Annotated in this window: 14 protein-coding genes; 6 read left to right on the plus strand and 8 right to left on the minus strand. The window is 67.3% G+C overall.

Translation table 11 applies throughout. The features are described from left to right. Positions 1–53: 53 nt before the first annotated feature. Complete coding sequence (locus ACWF4Z_RS30365) at positions 54–920, minus strand: hypothetical protein (RefSeq protein WP_452246589.1); 867 nt, start codon at positions 918–920, stop codon at positions 54–56. A 159-nt stretch (positions 921–1,079) separates the two neighbouring features. Between ACWF4Z_RS30365 and ACWF4Z_RS30370 the strand changes: the two genes are divergently transcribed. The 3 genes from ACWF4Z_RS30370 to ACWF4Z_RS30380 all read left to right on the plus strand — a co-directional run bounded on the left by ACWF4Z_RS30370 (position 1,080) and on the right by ACWF4Z_RS30380 (position 4,967). Continuing rightward, the gene (locus tag ACWF4Z_RS30370; RefSeq protein WP_452246590.1) at positions 1,080–2,477 is read left to right on the plus strand and encodes an N-acetylmuramoyl-L-alanine amidase; all 1,398 of its coding nucleotides are present in this window, start codon (positions 1,080–1,082) and stop codon (positions 2,475–2,477) included. After that, positions 2,474–3,697, plus strand: coding sequence for a SpoIID/LytB domain-containing protein (locus ACWF4Z_RS30375; protein WP_452246591.1), 1,224 nt, complete (start codon positions 2,474–2,476; stop codon positions 3,695–3,697). Before ACWF4Z_RS30370 ends, ACWF4Z_RS30375 begins: the two co-directional genes overlap by 4 nt. 115 nt (positions 3,698–3,812) lie before the next feature. After that, positions 3,813–4,967, plus strand: a complete 1,155-nt coding sequence (locus ACWF4Z_RS30380; RefSeq protein WP_452246592.1) for a glycoside hydrolase family 76 protein — start codon at positions 3,813–3,815, stop codon at positions 4,965–4,967. A 41-nt stretch (positions 4,968–5,008) separates the two neighbouring features. On the opposite strand, the gene ACWF4Z_RS30385 is transcribed toward ACWF4Z_RS30380, so the two are convergent. Continuing rightward, on the minus strand, positions 5,009–5,878 hold the full coding sequence (locus ACWF4Z_RS30385) for a peptidylprolyl isomerase (protein WP_452246593.1): 870 nt from the start codon (positions 5,876–5,878) through the stop codon (positions 5,009–5,011). Positions 5,879–6,029: 151 nt separating this feature from the next. On the opposite strand from ACWF4Z_RS30385, the gene ACWF4Z_RS30390 reads away from it, so the two are divergent. Further along, positions 6,030–6,710 (plus strand): hypothetical protein, encoded by a 681-nt coding sequence (locus tag ACWF4Z_RS30390; RefSeq protein ID WP_452246594.1) that lies wholly within the window; start codon positions 6,030–6,032, stop codon positions 6,708–6,710. Here ACWF4Z_RS30390 and ACWF4Z_RS30395 read toward each other — a convergent pair. After that, positions 6,686–7,378 (minus strand): hypothetical protein, encoded by a 693-nt coding sequence (locus tag ACWF4Z_RS30395; RefSeq protein ID WP_452246595.1) that lies wholly within the window; start codon positions 7,376–7,378, stop codon positions 6,686–6,688. The two genes, ACWF4Z_RS30390 and ACWF4Z_RS30395, sit on opposite strands and share 25 nt — an antisense overlap. Continuing rightward, on the minus strand, positions 7,368–8,024 hold the full coding sequence (locus ACWF4Z_RS30400; RefSeq protein WP_452246596.1) for an SMI1/KNR4 family protein: 657 nt from the start codon (positions 8,022–8,024) through the stop codon (positions 7,368–7,370). Before ACWF4Z_RS30400 ends, ACWF4Z_RS30395 begins: the two co-directional genes overlap by 11 nt. A gap of 96 nt (positions 8,025–8,120) precedes the next feature. On the opposite strand from ACWF4Z_RS30400, the gene ACWF4Z_RS30405 reads away from it, so the two are divergent. After that, entirely contained in the window at positions 8,121–8,969 is an 849-nt protein-coding gene (locus ACWF4Z_RS30405) for a phosphotransferase (protein ID WP_452246597.1), read from the plus strand. On the opposite strand, the gene ACWF4Z_RS30410 is transcribed toward ACWF4Z_RS30405, so the two are convergent. Further along, positions 8,966–10,741: an acetyl/propionyl/methylcrotonyl-CoA carboxylase subunit alpha gene (locus ACWF4Z_RS30410; protein ID WP_452246598.1), complete on the minus strand. Its 1,776-nt coding sequence runs from the start codon at positions 10,739–10,741 to the stop codon at positions 8,966–8,968. The two genes, ACWF4Z_RS30405 and ACWF4Z_RS30410, sit on opposite strands and share 4 nt — an antisense overlap. A gap of 180 nt (positions 10,742–10,921) precedes the next feature. On the opposite strand from ACWF4Z_RS30410, the gene ACWF4Z_RS30415 reads away from it, so the two are divergent. Next, positions 10,922–11,854 (plus strand): SMP-30/gluconolactonase/LRE family protein, encoded by a 933-nt coding sequence (locus ACWF4Z_RS30415; protein WP_452246599.1) that lies wholly within the window; start codon positions 10,922–10,924, stop codon positions 11,852–11,854. On the opposite strand, the gene ACWF4Z_RS30420 is transcribed toward ACWF4Z_RS30415, so the two are convergent. From ACWF4Z_RS30420 to ACWF4Z_RS30430, 3 genes are read right to left on the minus strand one after another with little or no spacing between them, the layout of a single operon-like run. Continuing rightward, on the minus strand, positions 11,841–13,277 hold the full coding sequence (locus tag ACWF4Z_RS30420) for an Nramp family divalent metal transporter (RefSeq protein ID WP_452246600.1): 1,437 nt from the start codon (positions 13,275–13,277) through the stop codon (positions 11,841–11,843). The genes ACWF4Z_RS30415 and ACWF4Z_RS30420 overlap by 14 nt on opposite strands. Positions 13,278–13,326: 49 nt before the next feature. Beyond that, complete coding sequence (locus tag ACWF4Z_RS30425) at positions 13,327–15,987, minus strand: BTAD domain-containing putative transcriptional regulator (protein WP_452246601.1); 2,661 nt, start codon at positions 15,985–15,987, stop codon at positions 13,327–13,329. 8 nt (positions 15,988–15,995) lie between these two features. After that, the gene (locus ACWF4Z_RS30430) at positions 15,996–18,128 is read right to left on the minus strand and encodes an MMPL family transporter (RefSeq protein WP_452246602.1); all 2,133 of its coding nucleotides are present in this window, start codon (positions 18,126–18,128) and stop codon (positions 15,996–15,998) included. Positions 18,129–18,163: the final 35 nt, after the last annotated feature.

The raw sequence follows: 18,163 nt of genomic DNA on the forward strand, positions 1-18,163 counted from the left end.
ATGCACCGAGCCCCGGCGCCCGTGGGGTCGCCGGGGCTCTGTGTCAGCTCGAGTCAGAAGTCTCCGCCGCCGAAGTCGCCGCCGCCGAAGTCCCAGCCGCCGGAGTCTCCGCCTCCGCTGTCGCCCATGTTGAAATCGCCGCCGCCGCCGTCTCCGCCGCCGCCGCCGCCGTCTCCGCCGCCGTCGCCACCGTCACCGCCGTCGTTCTGACCGGCCTCGTAGCCCGCGGCGTAGTCGCCGTACCCACCGCCGTTGAACATGCCGCCCAGCGCCGTACCGAGGAACAGGCCGGTCGCGATCCCGCCGATGCCACCGAACATGCCCTGCGCGTACGGCGAATAGGCCGGCCCGGCCTCCCAGTACGGAACTCGCTGCGGGCCGACCATGACCTTGCGGATGTCCGGGTCGGCGCCGGCCTTGACCCGCTCGGCGTCGGCCGCGCACGCCGGCACCTCCCGCGGCGCGCCACCGGGCGGCGACCACATCACGTCCTCGACCGAAGGGCCGTGCTGCGGGTTGAAGAAGCAGGCCGGGCGACGCTGCGGCAGCGGTTCGCCGTTGACCCGGGCCTTCACGCAGGCCGCGGCATACCGACCGTCTTCGAGGATCTCGATGACGTGCTTGATCTGGTCGGCCTGGGTGACCTGGCCGACAGCCTGCTTGGCCGACTCGTAGGAGTCCAGCGCACGCTGGTAGTCCTGCCGCGCGCCGTCGCCGAGATCCTTGCCGACCATCTCCAGGTCGAGGTCCTGCAGCTCCTCGCCGAACCGGGTGATGTCCTCGTCGGCGGTGCGCTTCACCGATTCGAGCTCGGCGGCGGTGATCTCGTGCCGCTTCCGCGTCTGCAGCTGGGTCCGGCGGTACGAGCGGTACGCCAGAACCGCGATCACCACGACTGCGATGATCAGGATGTAAGTCATGTCGGCCTCTTCATTTCGGGGCTTTCTAGGCAGCCTATCCAACCCCGCAAGATGAGACGCCACGCAGGGTGACGCAATACCCCGAATGCCGTCACCGAGCGCGCATAATCGATGAGCGCCGCCCAGCGAACCGACGTACCCCCGCCGGAAGGCTGGCTCATGAGCAGGACCTCCCGTCTACTTCCCCTAGTCCTGACCGCCGTTGCGCTCGTCCCGTCCCACCCGGCTGAGGTCAGTACGGACAGCTCGGTGACCTACCAGGAGATTGCGCTCGACGGGCCCTCGGTGCAGGCCGAGACCAAACCCTTTGCGATGGTCGGTATCACGTGGCCCGAAGGCATTGGCGCCGTCACGGCCAAGGTGCGCGTCGAGCGTTCCGGCCAATGGACCGATTGGCAGCCGCTGCAGATCGAGGACGGCCACGGGCCCGATCCATCAGTCCCTGAAGGCAGTGCCCTGGAAGGAAGAGAGCGCGCCGGGACCGAGCCGTTGTGGGTCGGCGATGCGACCGGTGTGCAGGCCAGTGCCGTGACCAACGCCGGTACGACGATCAGCGGCGCGAAGGTGGTCCTGATCCAGCCCGGCGTCCTGGCGACCGATGCCGACGACCTGCCCGACGTGATCCGGCCCGCGGCCACGAGAGCGCCGTACCCGATGCCGGTGATGTACAGCCGCAAGCGGTGGGGTGCGGACGAGCGACTGCGCGGGGTCAACGGCCGCGCGTGCCTGCGGCCGAAGTACACGACCACCGTGCGGGCCGCGTTCGTCCACCACACCGCGGATCGCAACGACTACACGCCCAGGCAGGTTCCGGCGATGGTGCGGGCGATGTACACGTACCACGTGAAGAGCCGCGGCTGGTGCGACCTCGGCTACAACTTCCTGGTCGACCGTTTCGGCCGCGCCTTCGAGGGCAGGTACGGCGGAGCCCAACTGCCGGTGCTCGGCGCGCACACCGCGTCCTACAACGCGAATTCGTTCGGTGTCGCGCTGATCGGCAACTTCGAGAAGGTCGCGCCGCCGCCGGCGATGCTGGAGACAACGGCCCGGGTGATCGCCTGGAAGCTGGACGCGAACTATCGGTCGCCGTTGGCAACTATTGTGCTGGACGGCGCCAAGTTGCACGCCGTCTCCGGGCATCGCGACACCAAAGCGACCGCGTGCCCAGGGCAACAGCTCTACAACAAGCTCGGTTGGCTGAAGCAACGGGTCTACACCTTGATCGGTCGCAGCGTCTCGACGCCGATCTACCGGTACGCGCACGATCTCGGCTTCCAGGTGGTCGGACAACCCTTCTGGGGCGAGCATCCGACGAGGACCGGGTGGGCGACGTACTTCACCAACCGGGACGTCTTCTACTCCGTTGCCAGCGGCACCCATTCGACGGTCGGAGCGTTCCGGAGCCGGTTCCGGAAGCTCGGCGCGGGCAGTGCGCGCCTCGGGCTGCCGGTCAGCGAGGCGTACCGGGTCAAGGGCGGCTCGAAGCAGAAGTTCCAGCGGGGCTGGTTGATCTCCAGCCAGGGCAAGGTCTACGTCAAGTACGGGAGAGCGTCGTGAAGAAGCGTCTGATTGCTGCGATTATCCTGTCATCCGCTCTGATCAGCGCGACCGCGTCGGCTCAGGAGAGCAAGCCGTCCGCGTCGGCGGCGGCGCCCGACATCTCCATCAGTGGCAGGGGATTCGGCCACGGTCGCGGGATGTCGCAGTACGGCGCACAGGGCGCGGCCATCGCCGGGAAGTCGGCCCAGCAGATCCTCACCTTCTACTACCCGGGCACGACGGTCGGGAAGCTGACGGGCAATGTCCGGGTCCGGATCAGTTCGGACACCACCGACGGCGTTCGGGTCGGCACCGTGAACCATCTGGCGGTGCGGGATCTCGTCACCGACAAGGTCTATCCGTTACCCAAGGCATCGACCCGGAACCAGTGGTCGATCGATCCGTACGGCGACCACGGCAGCAAGGTGAGTTCGTTCGACGCGAAGACCCGCAAGTGGACGCTGTGGAAGACGTTCACCGGCATGACCCAGTTCGAGGGCGCGGCCGTGATCGGGCTGATCCTGCCGAGCGGAGCGGTCCGCCGGTATCGCGGTCTGCTCCGGGCGATCGATGTCGCCGGCAAGCATCTGGACACGGTCAATGTGGTGTCGCTGGATCTGTATCTGCGTGGTGTCGTACCCGAGGAAGCCTTGTATACCTGGCGTCCGGCGGCCCTGCAGGCGCAGGCCGTTGCCGCCCGCACCTATGCCACCTACCACCGGAGCAGGGCGGGGCGGAAGGCGTACGACCTCTGCGACACGACCTCGTGCCAGGTGTACGGCGGGTATGACTCGGAGCAGGCGTCGACCACCACGGCGATCGCGGCCACGGCTGGGCAGGTACAGCTGTACAAGGGGAAGCCGATCATTGCCGAGTTCTCCTCGTCGAACGGCGGGGCGACCGAGGCCGGCCCCGTGCCGTACCAGGTGCTGAAGGCGGATGGCTGGGACGCCTATCCGGGGAACGGGAATCCCAACGTGACCTGGACGGTCACGCGGACCGCGGCCGAGGTGGCGGCGCTCGTCGACGTCGGATCGATCCGCAGCCTGCGGGTGGTGAAGCGGACCGGTGTCGGACCGTCCGGTGGCCGGGCGTTGACGATCCAGGCGGTCGGGTCGAAGGGAACGCGGTCGGTCTCGGCCGATCAGCTCCGCGGCAAGCTGCATCTGCGCTCCGGCTGGATCCTCACCCTAGGGGTTGGTATGTCAACTGCAGCGGCCGAGACGGCTGGTCGCTGAGCCATTGACGGGGTGTCGGTACGGCGGTTAGAACCGTGACATCGATGTCATTGGCTCGTCGAGCCAGGTCATCTGAGGTCGTGCCCAACTGCCACCGTCCAGGAGGATCAGGTCGATGCCCAGCAGATTTGGTATATCAACACGGATCGCGATCGGGGTGCTCGCGGTCGCCGTCCTCGGGACGGTGCACCTGACCGCCGCCGACGCCGGTACGAACCAGGCCGCGCGTGCGCAAGCGTCGTACGACGCCATCAACAAGTACTTCGACGCCGGCAGCAACGGGCTGCTGCGCGAGGAGTACCCGAACACGCAGACCAACCCGTACTCGTACGTCTGGCCGTATTCGCAGGCGGCGATCGCGGCCGAGGACCTGGCAGGTGTACCGGGTGCGGGCCGGAAGGCGTCGGCCGAGGCCGACCGGCGGATCGCGGCGTACGAGCCGTACTGGAACGCCGGTACGACGCCGACCGGCTACGACTCGTATGTCCGGCCGCCGTTGGGCCAGGGCGGGGACAAGTTCTACGACGACAACGAGTGGATCGGGCTGAACCTGATCCAGCGCTACCAGCGGACTGGTGACCGCGCCGCGTTGGCTCGCGCGAAGGACATCTTCGCGTTGGTGGTGCATGGGTGGGACACGGACGCCACGCACCCGTGCGCCGGCGGGGTCTACTGGACTCAGGCGCCGTGGAGCCAGGACCGCAATACGGTGTCGAACGGGCCGGGCGCTGAGCTCGGTGCGCATCTCTATCTGCTGACTCGGGATCGGTCGTATCTGACGTGGGCGCAGCGGATGTACACGTGGGCGCAGGACTGCATGCTGGCCCCGAACGGGCTGTACTGGGACCACATCGACCTGGCCGGCAACGTCGAGAAGACGCAGTGGAGTTACAACCAGGGCGTCATGCTCGGCGCTGGGGTGTTGTTGTTCAAGGCAACGGGTAATCCGCGCTACCTGCGGGACGCGAAGTCGGTGGCCAATGCCTCTCTGGCGTTCTACAGCGATCCTGCGGTGCTGGCCAAGCAGGGTGCGGCGTTCAACTCGATCTGGTTCAAGAACCTGCTGATCCTGGACTCGGTGCTCCCGGATCCGCGCTATCGCAAGGCGATGCAGGCGTACGCCGATCTGAACTGGAACACCACGCGTGATCCGGCGACGAACCTCTACCACTTCCGTGAAGGCACGGTAGAGCTGCTGCAACAGTCGGGCATGACCCAGATCCAGGCGCTGCTGGCCTGGCCTCGGTCGAAGTACCGCTTGCTCGCTTGAGATTCAGTCGGCCCTCCTGCTCAGGAGGGCCGACTGATATTTCAGGCTGCTGCGGTTGCTGTCTTGATTTCGACCGGAGTGACCGGCGTACCGTCGGTGGGACCTTGGACCGGGCTGACGCCCGCCTCGGCGACCTTGTCGATGAGTTTGACGCCGGCCTCGTCGATCGTGCCGAACGCGGTGTACTGCGGGCCGAGCGCCGAGGCGTCGCCGTACACGATGAAGAACTGGCTGCCGTTGGTGTTGGCGCCGCCGTTCGCCATCGCGAGGATCCCGCGGCCGTACTTCAGCGTCGGGTAGACCTCGTCGGCGAACTGATAGCCGGGTCCGCCGCTTCCGCTGCCGCTCGGGTCGCCGCACTGCAGGACCTGCAGGACCTGCAGGCCTTCGCCGACGGTGAGCCGGTGGCACGTGGTGTTGTCGTAGTACTTCTGCCCGACCAGGCTGAGGAAGCTCTTCACCGTGCACGGGGCCAGTGCGCTGTCCAGCGTCAGCTGCAGGTCGCCGATCGACGTGTCCAGGCTGACCTTCGACGTACCCGACGCTTTGGTCTTGCCGTCGGCCGGAGCCTTGACCGGCTTGGCCGCCGGGTCGGTGGTCTTCTTGTACGAGCAGCTCACCTCGGCCGGAAGCGGGGTCGCCCGCTTCGGGGCGGCCGCCATCGCGGTCGGGATGCTGGCCGGCTTGTTCTCCGGGCCGGCCGTCGCGGTCGGAGTGCTACTGGCCGCCGGCGTGTCGTCGCCGCCGATCCCCGCCCACACGAAGACACCGACCAGCACCACGACGACAACCCCGACCGCCGTGATCGTGATCGCCAGATTCCTCCGCTGCCGCCGCCGCTCAGCCTCCCGCTCCTGCGCCCGCTTGGCCTTACGCTGCGCAAGCTGCTGCTGATGGGTCTTCTTGGACATGCAGTAACCCTCCTCACCGGAATGTCTGCACGGAACCTACAGCCCCAACCTGAGAACTGTCTGTTAATCGCCCCTATTCGTGCTCCTCGCGTCCCGCTAGTCTCGATTCGGGTCTGCGACCGTGGGGGACGCAGCGTTTGGGGAGAAGATCATGCGATACCGCGCAGTGCTCGCCGCCGGGCTGGTCGCTTCCAGCCTGCTGGTTGCCCAACCCGCACAGGCTGCCGACGGCGCCGTACAGTCGAGGCCGAAGTGCTCCTTCGACGTCCCGTACAAGCTCGTCCTGAGCTCGAGGTACTCCCCGGTGACCTTCGAACTCGGCGGCAACTGCCCGAAAACCTTCGACCACGGCACCTGGAACGGTGTGGCCGACGGTGGCTCCGGGTGGTATCTCGTGGGTTGCGCTCAACCCTGCTTCTTCTTCGCGTCCGAGTTCAATCTCGGCCTGACGGTCAAGTGGATTCCGCAGGGCCACGGCTATGACATCAAAGGGCACATAGTTGCGGACCTGCTACCCGGCGTGTCCATGACCAAGGCCGCGTCCTTCCCATCGGTGACCGGTACCCGAAAAGGCGTCACGACGAATCTGACCGTCGCGACGACCTACTTCAACGCCAGGCGCATGCGCAAGCTCCCGTGGCCGAACCGCGTTCTCCTCCAGTACCGCAACCCCGGTCGGACGACGACCTGGTCCACCCTCGCCTACGTAACCCCCAACGCCTCCGGCGTAGCCAAATACACCCTCACCACCAACCGCTCCCGCGCCTACCGCGCCTTCGTCCCCTCCACCCCCACCGTCTGGTATTCCTACTCCCCAGCAGTCACCGTCTGATCGTGCAGGGGGACGTGGGACCAGTGGAGTTCGTCGTACTCGTCGTCGTCGGCAGCCTCGATGACGTACGGCCAGCAGACCGAGGCTTTCGCATACGGCGATGCCGCCTTTCGTCGGCGTGCATAGTCCACGAGGGCAGGTCGGTCGTGGGTCAGCGCCTGAGCGACATCAGCAAGCATCTCCGCGATGCTCAGCCAGTACGGCGCATTGAACCCACCGGCCTCGGCGTCGAACTCGCCGACGCAGCCGCTCAGGTCGCCGTCGCGGAGGTCGACTACCAGGTCGAGGTCCGTGCCGGTGTCGGAGATCGGCAGGAAGCCGTCCAACCACTCGAATGACGGGGTGCCGGCCGGCTGCTGCTCACCGGGACGCTCCTGGTTCGCGTAGGTCCCCCGGCGCATCTCCCGCCGAGGCAGCATCTTCTCGAGCGGCAGGGGCGTGTGGAGAGTCGGCAGCACATTGCCGAACGGCCCTCGCTCGTCGAAGCCGTTGTTCACGCTGACCCACGCCAGCAGGTCGTTGGGCAGGCGGCGGCCTATCCCCGCCCGCAAGCTGGAGATCGCACCGAACGACGCAGGCGGCTGAAGATGTTCGACCGCCGACGGCACATGCTCTTCCAGCCACTCGGTGATTGAGCTCCAGGACTCTGTTACCGGGCTAGTCGGCATTGGGTGGGTCCAGGGGGATTGAGGTCCAGGTGAGTTGGCCTTCGTCGAGGGAGGGCTTCCAGGCGGCGGGGGTGGAGTAGGGGTCTGTTGTTCTGCGGCGGTTGGCCAGGTCGACGAGGGCGGGTTGGTCGAGGGTGAGGGCGGCGGCTACGTCGGCGAGCATTTCGGTGGTGCTCGTCCATTGGGGGAGGTCGGTGCCTGATTCGGAGTCGAATTTGCCGACTGAGCCGAAGAGGTCGCCGGCGCGGAGGTCGACGTACAGGCTGACGTCGGTGCCGGACTCGGCGATCGGCAGGAAGGAGTTCAGCCAACTCATCGAGTAGGTGCCGGCCGGCTCGGCGTCGCCCCGGCGCTCGCGCGTGCCGAAGACCGACTGCCAGACCTCTCGCTCCCGCAGCATCTCGGCGCACGGCAGCGGATTGAAGAAGAACGGCAGCAGGTTGCCGAACGACCCGTGGTGGGTGAAGCCGTCGGCGATGCTGAGCCACGCCACCAGGTCGGCGGGGAGTCCGCGATTCATGGCAGCGCGTACGGCGGAGATTGCCTCGGCGGATGCCGGCGGCTGGAGATGGTCGAAGGCGGCCGGGATGTGTTCCCGCAGCCACGCGGCGATCAACGCCCAGGATTCTTCTACTGAAGGGTGCACGGAGACATCTTCGGATGGCTCGGGGTCTGGGGTGGGGGTCTGAGGCGCGGGTAATGCGGGGGACAGGAGATGGGGCCGGGGGTAGCGTACCGGGTTGTGGAGAGGGATGCGGTTGGACGGGCTGTGGGGGCGGCGCAGGCGGTTGCTGCGGTGGCGGGGCTGGACGTTGATGAGGCGGTTGTGCTTCACAACTCGAACAAGTTGGCGTTGCGGTTGAGGCCGGCTGAGGTGTTTGCTCGGGTGGCGCCGGTGGGGGAAGAGGTTGCTGAGTTCGAGATTGAGTTGGCTCGGCGGCTGGCTGAGATCGGCTCGCCGGTGGCAGCTTTGGAGCGTCGGGTGGAGCCGGTGGTGTATCGGCGGGATGGGTTCGCGGTCACGCTGTGGACTTACTACGAGCCTGTGACGCCTGAAGTTTCACCAGCTGAGTACGCCGGGGCGCTGGCGCAGCTGCACGCGGGGATGCGGAAGGTCGACCTGGCCGGCCCGCGGTTCACGGATCGGGTGACGGAGGCGGAGGCGATCGTCGCCAACCGGGAGCTCTCACCCGAGCTTGGCGACGCGGACCGTGCGTTCCTCGGCGGCAGGTTGGGACAGCTGCGAACGGCGATCGACGATCGCGGCGCCGAGGAGCAACTGCTCCACGGTGAGCCGCATCCGGGCAATCTGCTGAGCACGAAGAACGGCCCGTTGTTCATCGACTTCGAGACTTGTTGCCGCGGACCCGTCGAGTTCGATCTCGCTCACGTTCCCGTGGCGGTCTGCGACCACTACCCGGGCGTCGACCAAGAACTGCTGGACGACTGCCGGCAGCTCGTCCTGGCGATGGTCTCAGCCTGGCGCTGGGACGTCGGCGACCAGTTCCCGAACGGACGACACTTCGGCAACGAGCTCCTGCGCGCACTCCGCGAAGGACCCCCGTGGCCGACCTTGGACGCCTTGATCTAGTCCTTGATCTCGCAGAGGACCGCGCCGGCGGAGACGGTGGCGCCGACCTCGGCGGTCAGCCCGGTGATGGTGCCGGACTTGTGGGCGTTGAGGGGCTGCTCCATCTTCATGGCCTCGAGGACCACGATCAGGTCGCCCTCGGCAACCGTCGCGCCTTCCTCGACGGCGATCTTGACGATGGTGCCCTGCATGGGCGAGGTGAGTGAGTCGCCAGACGCAGCGGCACCCTTCGAGCCGCCGGCCTTCCGCGCCGGCCGCTTCTTCGCGACCGCACCAGCGCCACCACCGGCCACAGCACCCAGCCCAGCAGGCAGAACGACCTCGAGCCGCTTGCCACCCACCTCGACCGTGACCTTCTCGCGCTCGCCGGCCTCGGGTGCCTCGGCGGTCGGACCGTCGTACGGCGTCAACTGGTTGTCGTACTCGGTCTCGATCCAGCGAGTGTGGACCTTGAACCCATCGGTCCCCACGAACGCCGGATCCGACACCACCGCAGCGTGGAACGGGATCACGGTCGGCATGCCCGCGACCACGAACTCCCGCAGCGCCCGGCGCGACCGCTCCAGCGCCTGGGTCCGATCACGCCCGGTCACGATCAGCTTGGCGATCAACGAATCAAAAGCACCCGGCACGGTCTCGCCCTGGTCGTAACCGCCATCAAGCCGTACGCCGGGACCCGACGGCGGATGCCAGCGGGTCAACGTCCCCGGCGCCGGCAGGAACCCGCGACCCCCGTCCTCGGCGTTGATCCGGAACTCGATCGAGTGCCCCGACACCTCGGGATCGTCGTACCCGAGCTCCTCGCCCTGAGCGATCCGGAACATCTCCCGGACCAGGTCCAGGCCGGTGACCTCCTCGGAGACCGGGTGCTCGACCTGCAGCCGCGTGTTCACCTCGAGGAACGAGATCAGCCCGTCCTGCCCGACCAGGAACTCACAAGTCCCGGCTCCGACGTACCCGGCCTCGCGCAGAATCGCCTTCGACGACTTGTACAGCGTCTCGAGCTGAGAGGCAGACAGGAACGGCGCGGGCGCCTCCTCGACCAGCTTCTGATACCGCCGCTGCAGCGAGCAGTCCCGGGTCGACACGACCACAACGTTGCCGTGGGCATCGGCCAGGCACTGGGTCTCGACGTGCCGCGGCTTGTCCAGGTACCGCTCGACGAAGCATTCGCCGCGCCCGAACGCCGACACGGCCTCCCGCGTCGCGGACTCGAACAGCTCCGGGATCTCCTCCATGGTCCGCGCGACCTTCATCCCGCGCCCACCACCGCCGTACGCCGCCTTGATCGCGATCGGCAGCCCGTATTCCGCCGCGAACGCGACCACCTCATCAGCGTTGGCGACCGGGTCCGGCGTACCAGGCACTTGCGGCGCGCCGACCTTGTCCGCGATGTGCCGCGCCTTGACCTTGTCGCCGAGCGAGTCGATCGCCGACGGCGGCGGCCCGATCCAGATCAGCCCGGCGTCGATCACGGCCTGGGCGAAGTCGGCGTTCTCGGCCAGGAAGCCGTAGCCAGGGTGTACGGCGTCCGCACCCGACCGGGTCGCGGCGTCGATGATCTTCGCGATGTTCAGATAGGAGTCGGCCGGCGTCGACCCGTCCAGCGCGTACGCCTCGTCGGCGAGCCGGACGAACAGCGCGTCGCGGTCCTGATCGGCGTACACGGCAACGCTGCCCAGCCCCGCGTCGGCGGCGGCCCGGACGACCCGGACGGCGATCTCGCCCCGGTTGGCGACCAGGACCTTGGTGATCTGCTTGCTGTCGGACACAGCTGACTCCCTTCGGCCAGCCCGAGTCTAGGGTCAACCGCCCCTTCCGCGAGTACGGCGTTCCTCACACCCGCCTCCGCCGCCCGCTCCGAGCAGGCGCCAGAGCCGGGTGCCGAGCGGCTCACGGGCCGACCGCATAGGCTCATCGGTGACGTGCAGGCGAGCTCGCGAGGAGTGGTGATGACGGGGATTCTCGAACCGTTGGCAGGGAGCGTTCCGGCGGAGTGGGAGAAGCTGGACGATCGCTTCGAGGGGATTCGCGGGGACTCGCGGCTCGAGCGGCTGTGGACCGGCGGGCGCTGGGTCGAAGGTCCCGTCTACTCACCGGCCGGGCGGTACCTGCTCTGGAGCGACATCCCGAACGACCGCATCTTGCGCTGGGACGAGACGTCGTACCAGGTCTCGGTCTTCCGGCAGCCGGCCGGGAACACCAACGGCCACACCCTCGACACCGAGGGACGGCTGGTCAGCTGCGAGCATGGCAACCGCCGCGTCACCCGGACCGAGCACCACGGCGCGGTCACCGTGCTGGCGTCGGAGTACGACGGGAAGCGGTTGAACAGCCCGAATGATGTCGTCGTGAAGCGCGACGGCTCGGTCTGGTTCACGGATCCGGCGTACGGCATCGACAGCGACTACGAGGGCTACAAGGGCGCGATCGAGACGGGTGGTTGCCATGTCTACCGGGTTGCGCCGGACGGCGCGCTGACCCGAGTCGCGGACGACTTCAACCGGCCGAACGGCCTGGCCTTCTCGCCGGACGAGTCGTTGCTCTACATCACCGACACGGAAGAGGCGACGATGCGCGTCTTCCGGGTCGACGGCGACACGATCTCCGGTGGTGAGCTGTTCGCCGAGGCCGGGGTCGGCGCCTTCGACGGGATCCGGATCGACACCGAGGGCAGGGTCTGGGCGTCGGCGGGCGACGGCGTACACATCTATCACCCGGACGGCACCCTGCTCGGCAAGCTGCTCGTCCCGGAGACCGTCTCCAACCTGGTGTGGGGCGGCCCGAAGCGGAACCGTCTCTTCCTGACCGCCACCACGTCCGTCTATTCCCTCTTCACCACCGCGAACGGCGCTTCACTGCCTTTCGGCCCTAGAGCTTCTTGACCTGGTCGATCAGGGTGAAGACGGCGAGGAAGCCGAAGGCCAGGAACGAAAAGGCCAGGACGGCGGATCGCCAGGTGGTGATGCGGATGGCCCGCGGGAGTGCCCGTGAGTTCAGCCACCAGAGCAGACCGGAGTACACGAACATCATCGTGCCGGCGGTGCAGGCGGAGATGACCAGCAGGACCAGGGGCTGGGTCACCCCGACCAGTAGCACGAGGATGCCGAAGGCAACCAATCCCCAGACCAGCCAGAAGTACAGCTTGGACTCGGTCACCTTCGACGTGCGGAGGTAGCGCGCCTTGATCATGTCCGAGGCCAGTCGCGAGGTGTAGTCGACGATGCCGGCCGCGGCCGCGAAGAGCGCGAACGCACCGATCGCCCAGAACAGGTAGCCGAACCAGCCGCCGACGACCGACTGCAGCGTCGTTCCCTCGATCTTCAGGAAGCCGATGCTGTTCTTGACGTTGCTGTCGCCGAACAGCGTCGCGTGCGCGAGCATCGACGTGAAGACGATCGTCAGCACGGTGATCGCCACGAACGTCGCGAGCTGCTCGATGTTCGCGAATCGCCACCAGCGCTTCCACCGCGACAGGTTCGCGTCGTCGGGCGTGAAGACGTAGCCGTTGGCGGTCGGGTCGGCCTCGGTCTCGCCGGTCACCGGTGAGGTCAGCCGCGGCACGTGCACACCCATGCCGAAACCCTTGTCGCGGATCCAGTTGCTCTGCACGAGATTCTGGCCGCCGCCGGCACCGGCGTACGCGATCGCACCCATGATCAGGGCGAATCCGAGCTGCTCGGACGGGAACTGCGGATGCGTGACCGCGTCGCCGAGAGCGCCGTACGTCTTCCCGCGGATGGCGAAGATCAGTGCGAGGACGACGAGCAGCGCGACCGCGGCGATCTTGACCGCGATCAACCGCTCGAGCATCACGTAGACCACCGGCGCGAAGGTGAGGATCACCCCGATCAGCAGCAGGATGCCGATCGCGATCCAGCGCGGATCGCCGGCCCCGAACAGGTACGTGAGCATGCTCGCCGAGCTGGTGGCCCAACCAGGCCAGAGATTCGCGAAGTAGGTCATGATCGCGAAGAACAAACCCCAGTGCTTGCCGTAGCGGTTGAAGCCGGTCAACGCTGTCTCACCAGTTGCCAGCGTGTACCGCTCGATCTCCATGTTCAGGAACCACTGGACCACGACGCCGACGACGGCGCCCCAGAGGAACACCAGGCCGACCTGGCTGGAGATGTACGGCCAGAGAATGAACTCACCCGAGGCCAGTCCGACTCCGGCGCCGACCATGCCCGGTCCGATGATCTTCCAGGTCGTCGTCGGTGGTTCGGGCAGGTCGCGGACCTGTGGTGCGGGCAGGTTCTTGGTGGGTAGAGCGAATGTTCCGTGGTCAGTCCGTGCGGTGTCTGTCATCAGGCTCCTCACTTCGTCGACCCCCTGCTCGGGAGGGTAACGGATGTGATCAGAGCTCGGACAGGTTCTGTTCGATCCGTTCGATGTCTTCCTGGCGGCGCTGGGGCTTCAGCAACTCCACGGCTTCCTGCCACTCCGCGCGGGCCGCGTCCGGATCGCCCAGGGCCAATTCGGTGTGGCCGAGGCGCTCCAACGAGTTCGCCAGGTAGTACGGGCTGCCGGTCTCACGGAAGAGCCTGATCGCATGCTTGTAGCGTTCGGCCGCCTCTTCGTATCTGCCGTCGTGGTGTGCGATGTAGGCGAGGCTGTCCGTGGCGACAGCCTCGCCGCTGGGGTCTCCGGCGGCGAGGAAGATGTCGACGGCCTCCTGGCAGTACGGTTCGCCCTCGGCGTAGCGGCCGGCCAGGGCGTAGAGCCAACCGGTGAAGTTGAGTGCGTCGGCGTACCAGACCGGGTTCAGCTCGCGGTAGTAGACGAGGTGTTCCAGCGCGTGCCGCAACGCCTTGTCGTACTCGCCATGCCGCTCGTACGCCGCGGCGAGCGCCTGATGGGAATGTCCGAGCACGAGCGGAGAGCCGTCGCGCTCGGCGTACTGGAGTGCTTCGTGGAGAACCCGCAGCGACTCTTCGTACCGACCGACCCGCCCGTAGATCCGGCCGAGGAAGCGCAACACGAGCGCTTGCACCGCCGGGTCGCTCAGATAGGGGACGGAGGCCAGAGCACGCTCCCAGCTCACCAGTTGCGCCGTCTGATGGCCACGCCGGTTCTGGTAGGTGTTGAGGACCCACGCCAGTTGCCACACGCGGTTGTGCAGTCCCTCGGTCGCGGCCAAGCGTTGCCCAGCGAGGATGCAGGCGTGTTCGGCGTCCAGCCAGAGCTGGGCGGCATCCCGGTCCGGGAACTCGAGCGGGCGGCTCCCGGGACTGGGCGGATCGAGCTGCTGCATCGGACGGTTCGGTGCGAGCAGTTGGCTCGCGTTGAGGGCGCTGAAGAGGTAATGGTCGATCAGTCGTTGGATGGCGTCTCGATGCAGCACCGGGTCGTGTTGCTCCAGCGCGTAGTGCCTGGCCAGGTCGTGGATGCTGTAGCGGTTCGGTGCGGGCTGGTTGATCAGATGTGCGCTCTCCAGCCGATGCAGGATCGAGCGGACCTGCGGCACCGGACGGTCGGTCAACCCGGCGATCACGGTGATGCCGATCTCCGGTCCGGGCGCGAGCGCCATCAGCACGAACACCTCCGCCTCATCAGGACTCAAGCCGCGGTACGACGTGGCGAAGACACTGCGCAGGCTCGCCGTCAGTTCGCCGGTGCTCAACGCGTCGAGACGGGATTCGCGCAGTTCCTCGGCCAGGGTGCTCAGCGGGAAGTCCGGACGCGAGCCCGCCCGCGCAGCGATGATCGCCAACGCCAGTGGGAGTCCACCGCAGTGCGCCAGCAACTCGGCGAAGGCCTCCGGCTCTCCGGTACGACGATCTGGGTCGATCCGGCGTGTCAGCACCTGCTCGGCCTCGGTCGGCGTCAGAACGTCGAGATCGACCAGTACGGCGGATTGCTGGACCAAGAGCCCGTCAAGTCGGCTCCTGCTGGTCACGATGACCGCACAGCTCGGACTGCCGGGCAGAAGCGGTACGACCTGCGCACTGTCGATCGCGTTGTCCAACACGATCAGCATCCGCTTGCCGGCGACCAGAGTGCGGTAGGCCCCGGCTCTGGTCTGGTTGTCGGCGGCAATCGTCGTACTGGGCGCTCCGAGTGCGTGCAGGAAGGCGGTCAGCGCGGTCTCGGCCGGGAGCGGGTCGTCGGTCGGGTCGAAGCCGCGAAGGTCGATGAAGAGCTGGCCGTCCGGGAACTCGTCGGTCTTGCTGTGTGCCCAGTGCAGCACCAACGAGGTCTTGCCGACGCCGCCGGTCCCGCTGACCGCGGCCACGCTCTCGGTGGAGAGGACCGCGGTGAGCTGGTCGAGTGCTTCGGTCCGGCCGCTGAACATGGCGGGCGCGGCCGGGAGCTGGCGGGGGATCGGTCCGGCGGCTGGTGTCTCCAGAAGTCGTTGGCGCAGTTGCCTGAGCGTGGCGGACGGAGCGATGCCGAGCTCGGTGGCGAGGATCTTGCGGACGCGGTCGTACTGGTCGAGTGCCTCCGCCGTACGGCCGGACCGGTGGAGTGCGTCGATCAACTGGCCGGCGACGCGTTCGTCCAGCGGATGTGCCTGCGCGCGACTGCGAAGATCGGGAAGGAGTTGGTCGTGTTCGCCGAGCTCGAGTCGGCGGTCGACGAGGTCGAGTTCGGCGCTGAAGCGTTCGCCGAGCAACCGTTCGCGCTGGTCGGCGAACCACGGAGTGTCCACACCCGCGAACGGTTCGCCCTGCCAGAGGTCCAGTGCCGCCCTCAGCGAGCTGACGGTGCCCTCGTCCCGGAGGGTGCGGAAGCGATGCATGTCGATGGAGTCGGGTGATACGTCGGCCTGGTAGCCACCCGACGTACGGACGAGGACGTCGCCGAGCACTCGGCGGAGGCGGGACAGGTACGCATACAAGGTCTCACGATCCCGGCGCGGTGCGTCCGCACTCCAGACCCGATCCACCAGCACCTCGGTCGGTACGGGACGCCCCGGCTCGACCAGCAACGCTGCCAGCACGGACCGCTGCCGCAGATGCCCCAGATCGGCCTCGTGATCCGCGACCCCGATCTCCCCAAGCACGACAAACCGCATGCGCACTCCTAGTCGAGTTTGCTCGGCCACCAGACCTTTCGGCCGATGTCGTAGGCGAGGGAGGGGACCAGGAGGGATCTGACGATCGTGGTGTCCAGGAGGACGCCGAAGGCGACCATGAACGCTATTTGGACCAGGAAGAGGATGGGGAGTACGGCGAGGGCCGAGAACGTGGCTGCCAGGACGACGCCGGCGGAGGTGATCACGCCTCCGGTGACGGCCAGGCCGACCAGGATGCCGGGTCTGGTGCCGTGTTCCTGGGATTCCTCCCGCACCCGCGTCATCAGGAAGATCGAGTAGTCGATGCCTAGGGCAACCAGGAAGACGAACCCGTACAGCGGGATGCTCGGGTCCGCCCCGGGGAACTTGAAGAGGTGGTTGAAGGCGAGCGCGCTCACCCCGACCGTGGCGGTGAACGACAGCACGTTCGCGATCACCAGCAGGACCGCCGCGACCAGCGAGCGCAGCAACAGCATCAGCACGATGAAGATCACCGCCAGGATGGACGGGATGATCACCCGCAGGTCGCGTTTGCTGGCGTCGAGGACGTCCAGGTTGATCGCGGTGTTGCCGCCGACGAGGATGTCCGGGCTGATCTTGTCGAGCTCGGTGCGCAGATGCTGGACCACCTTGGTCGCGTCCGGGGAGTCGGCCGGCACCTTCAGCGTGGCTTGGACCAAGACCTTGCCATCGACAACTTTCGGCGGTACGCCGGGTGCCGGCGAGGCAGACGCCGTACCGACGCCGTCGACCTTGGCGGTGGTCTGCACCACCTGGTCGGCCTGGGCGACCGGAGTCAGGATCTGCACCGGCGTACCGGCGCCCGCGTCGAAGTGTTTCGCGAGCTCCTGCTGGCCGGTGACGGACTCGACCTTGTCCAGGAACAGGTCCTCCTGCGAGATACCGCTGGCTTTGAAGGTCGGCAGGAACGACGCACACGCCAGCAGCGCGAGCGCCGTGATCACCCAGACCCGGCGCGGCCGGCGGCCGACCAGACCGGAGACGCGGCCCCAGAGTTTCCGGCCGCCGACCTGGTCGCGCGCGTGGACGTGGTCGAGGCGCGGGATCGACGGCCAGAAGATCCGGCGGCCGAACGCGAGCAGGATCGCGGGCAGGAAGGTCATCGACGCGACCAGCGCACCGGCGATCCCGATCGCGCCGACCGGCCCGAGGCCCTTCGTGCTGCCGAGCTGGGACAGCAGGAGGCAGAGCAGACCCAGGATGACCGTTGCCGCGCTGGCCGCGATCGGCTCGACCGCCGCACGCCACGCGACCCGCATCGCGTCGTACTTGCTCTCGAAGTCGTGCAGTTCTTCCTTGTACCGCGAGACCAGCAGCAGCGCGTAGTCCGTCGATGCGCCGACGACGAGGATGAACAGGATGCCCTGACTCTGGCCGTTCAGTTCGAGGGTGCCGTTCTTCGCCAGCGGGTAGACGACGAGCGCGGCGAGGGCGAGACCGAACACCGCGGTGAGCAGAACGGCGATCGGCAGGATCGGGCTGCGGTAGACGATCAGCAGGATGACGAACACGACGGCGAGCGCGACCCCGAGCAGGATTCCGTCGATCCCGCTGAACGCCACCACGAAGTCCGCGAAGACGCCGCCCGGTCCGGTCACGTAGACGGTCAGACCAGTAGGTGTGAGGTCTTGTTTGATGTCGGTGCGCATGGTGTCGGCGACCGCGAAGAGGACCGTCTCACCGGACTTGACCACCTCGTCGGCGCGGTCGCCGTCGAGTTCGACCGTGAGCAGCAGGGCCTTCTTGTCCTCCGACGGGATCACCGTCTTGGCCGGCGCGGCCAGGTAGTCGCCGATCGTCCTCCCGTTGCCGAGGTCGAGCGTCGGGACCTTGGTCAGGAAGGCGTTCGCCGCGGCCAGGTCGGCGGGGGTGATCCCGGAATCGCGCTCGATCAGGACGAAGTACGGCAGGGCCTTGGAGTCGACGAACTTCGCCGACTCGTTGGCGACGAGGGTGGACTCGGCCTGCTTCGGGAGGAAGTTGGCGTTGTCGTTCTCCTGGACCTCACTCAGTTTGCCGACGTTCGGGCCGCCGATCGCCCCGAGCACCAGCCACCCGATCAGCACCGCGGCGATCGCGGCCCGCCAGCCCCACCGCCCCCGGCTGCGCTGCTTCTCCATCGCTGTCCCCTCCACCTGTCGGTACGGGCACAGTA

The sequence above is a fragment of the Kribbella sp. NPDC055071 genome, assembly GCF_053608045.1.

Bases quoted from the DNA above. Each gene is read 5' to 3' on its own strand.
- ACWF4Z_RS30365 (WP_452246589.1), bottom strand. From the start codon at position 920: ATGACTTACATCCTGATCATCGCAGTCGTGGTGATCGCGGTTCTGGCG.
- ACWF4Z_RS30370 (WP_452246590.1), top strand. From the start codon at position 1,080: ATGAGCAGGACCTCCCGTCTACTTCCCCTAGTCCTGACCGCCGTTGCG.
- ACWF4Z_RS30380 (WP_452246592.1), top strand. From the start codon at position 3,813: ATGCCCAGCAGATTTGGTATATCAACACGGATCGCGATCGGGGTGCTC.
- ACWF4Z_RS30385 (WP_452246593.1), bottom strand. From the start codon at position 5,878: ATGTCCAAGAAGACCCATCAGCAGCAGCTTGCGCAGCGTAAGGCCAAG.
- ACWF4Z_RS30390 (WP_452246594.1), top strand. From the start codon at position 6,030: ATGCGATACCGCGCAGTGCTCGCCGCCGGGCTGGTCGCTTCCAGCCTG.
- ACWF4Z_RS30395 (WP_452246595.1), bottom strand. From the start codon at position 7,378: ATGCCGACTAGCCCGGTAACAGAGTCCTGGAGCTCAATCACCGAGTGG.
- ACWF4Z_RS30415 (WP_452246599.1), top strand. From the start codon at position 10,922: ATGACGGGGATTCTCGAACCGTTGGCAGGGAGCGTTCCGGCGGAGTGG.
- ACWF4Z_RS30420 (WP_452246600.1), bottom strand. From the start codon at position 13,277: ATGACAGACACCGCACGGACTGACCACGGAACATTCGCTCTACCCACC.
- ACWF4Z_RS30425 (WP_452246601.1), bottom strand. From the start codon at position 15,987: ATGCGGTTTGTCGTGCTTGGGGAGATCGGGGTCGCGGATCACGAGGCC.
- ACWF4Z_RS30430 (WP_452246602.1), bottom strand. From the start codon at position 18,128: ATGGAGAAGCAGCGCAGCCGGGGGCGGTGGGGCTGGCGGGCCGCGATC.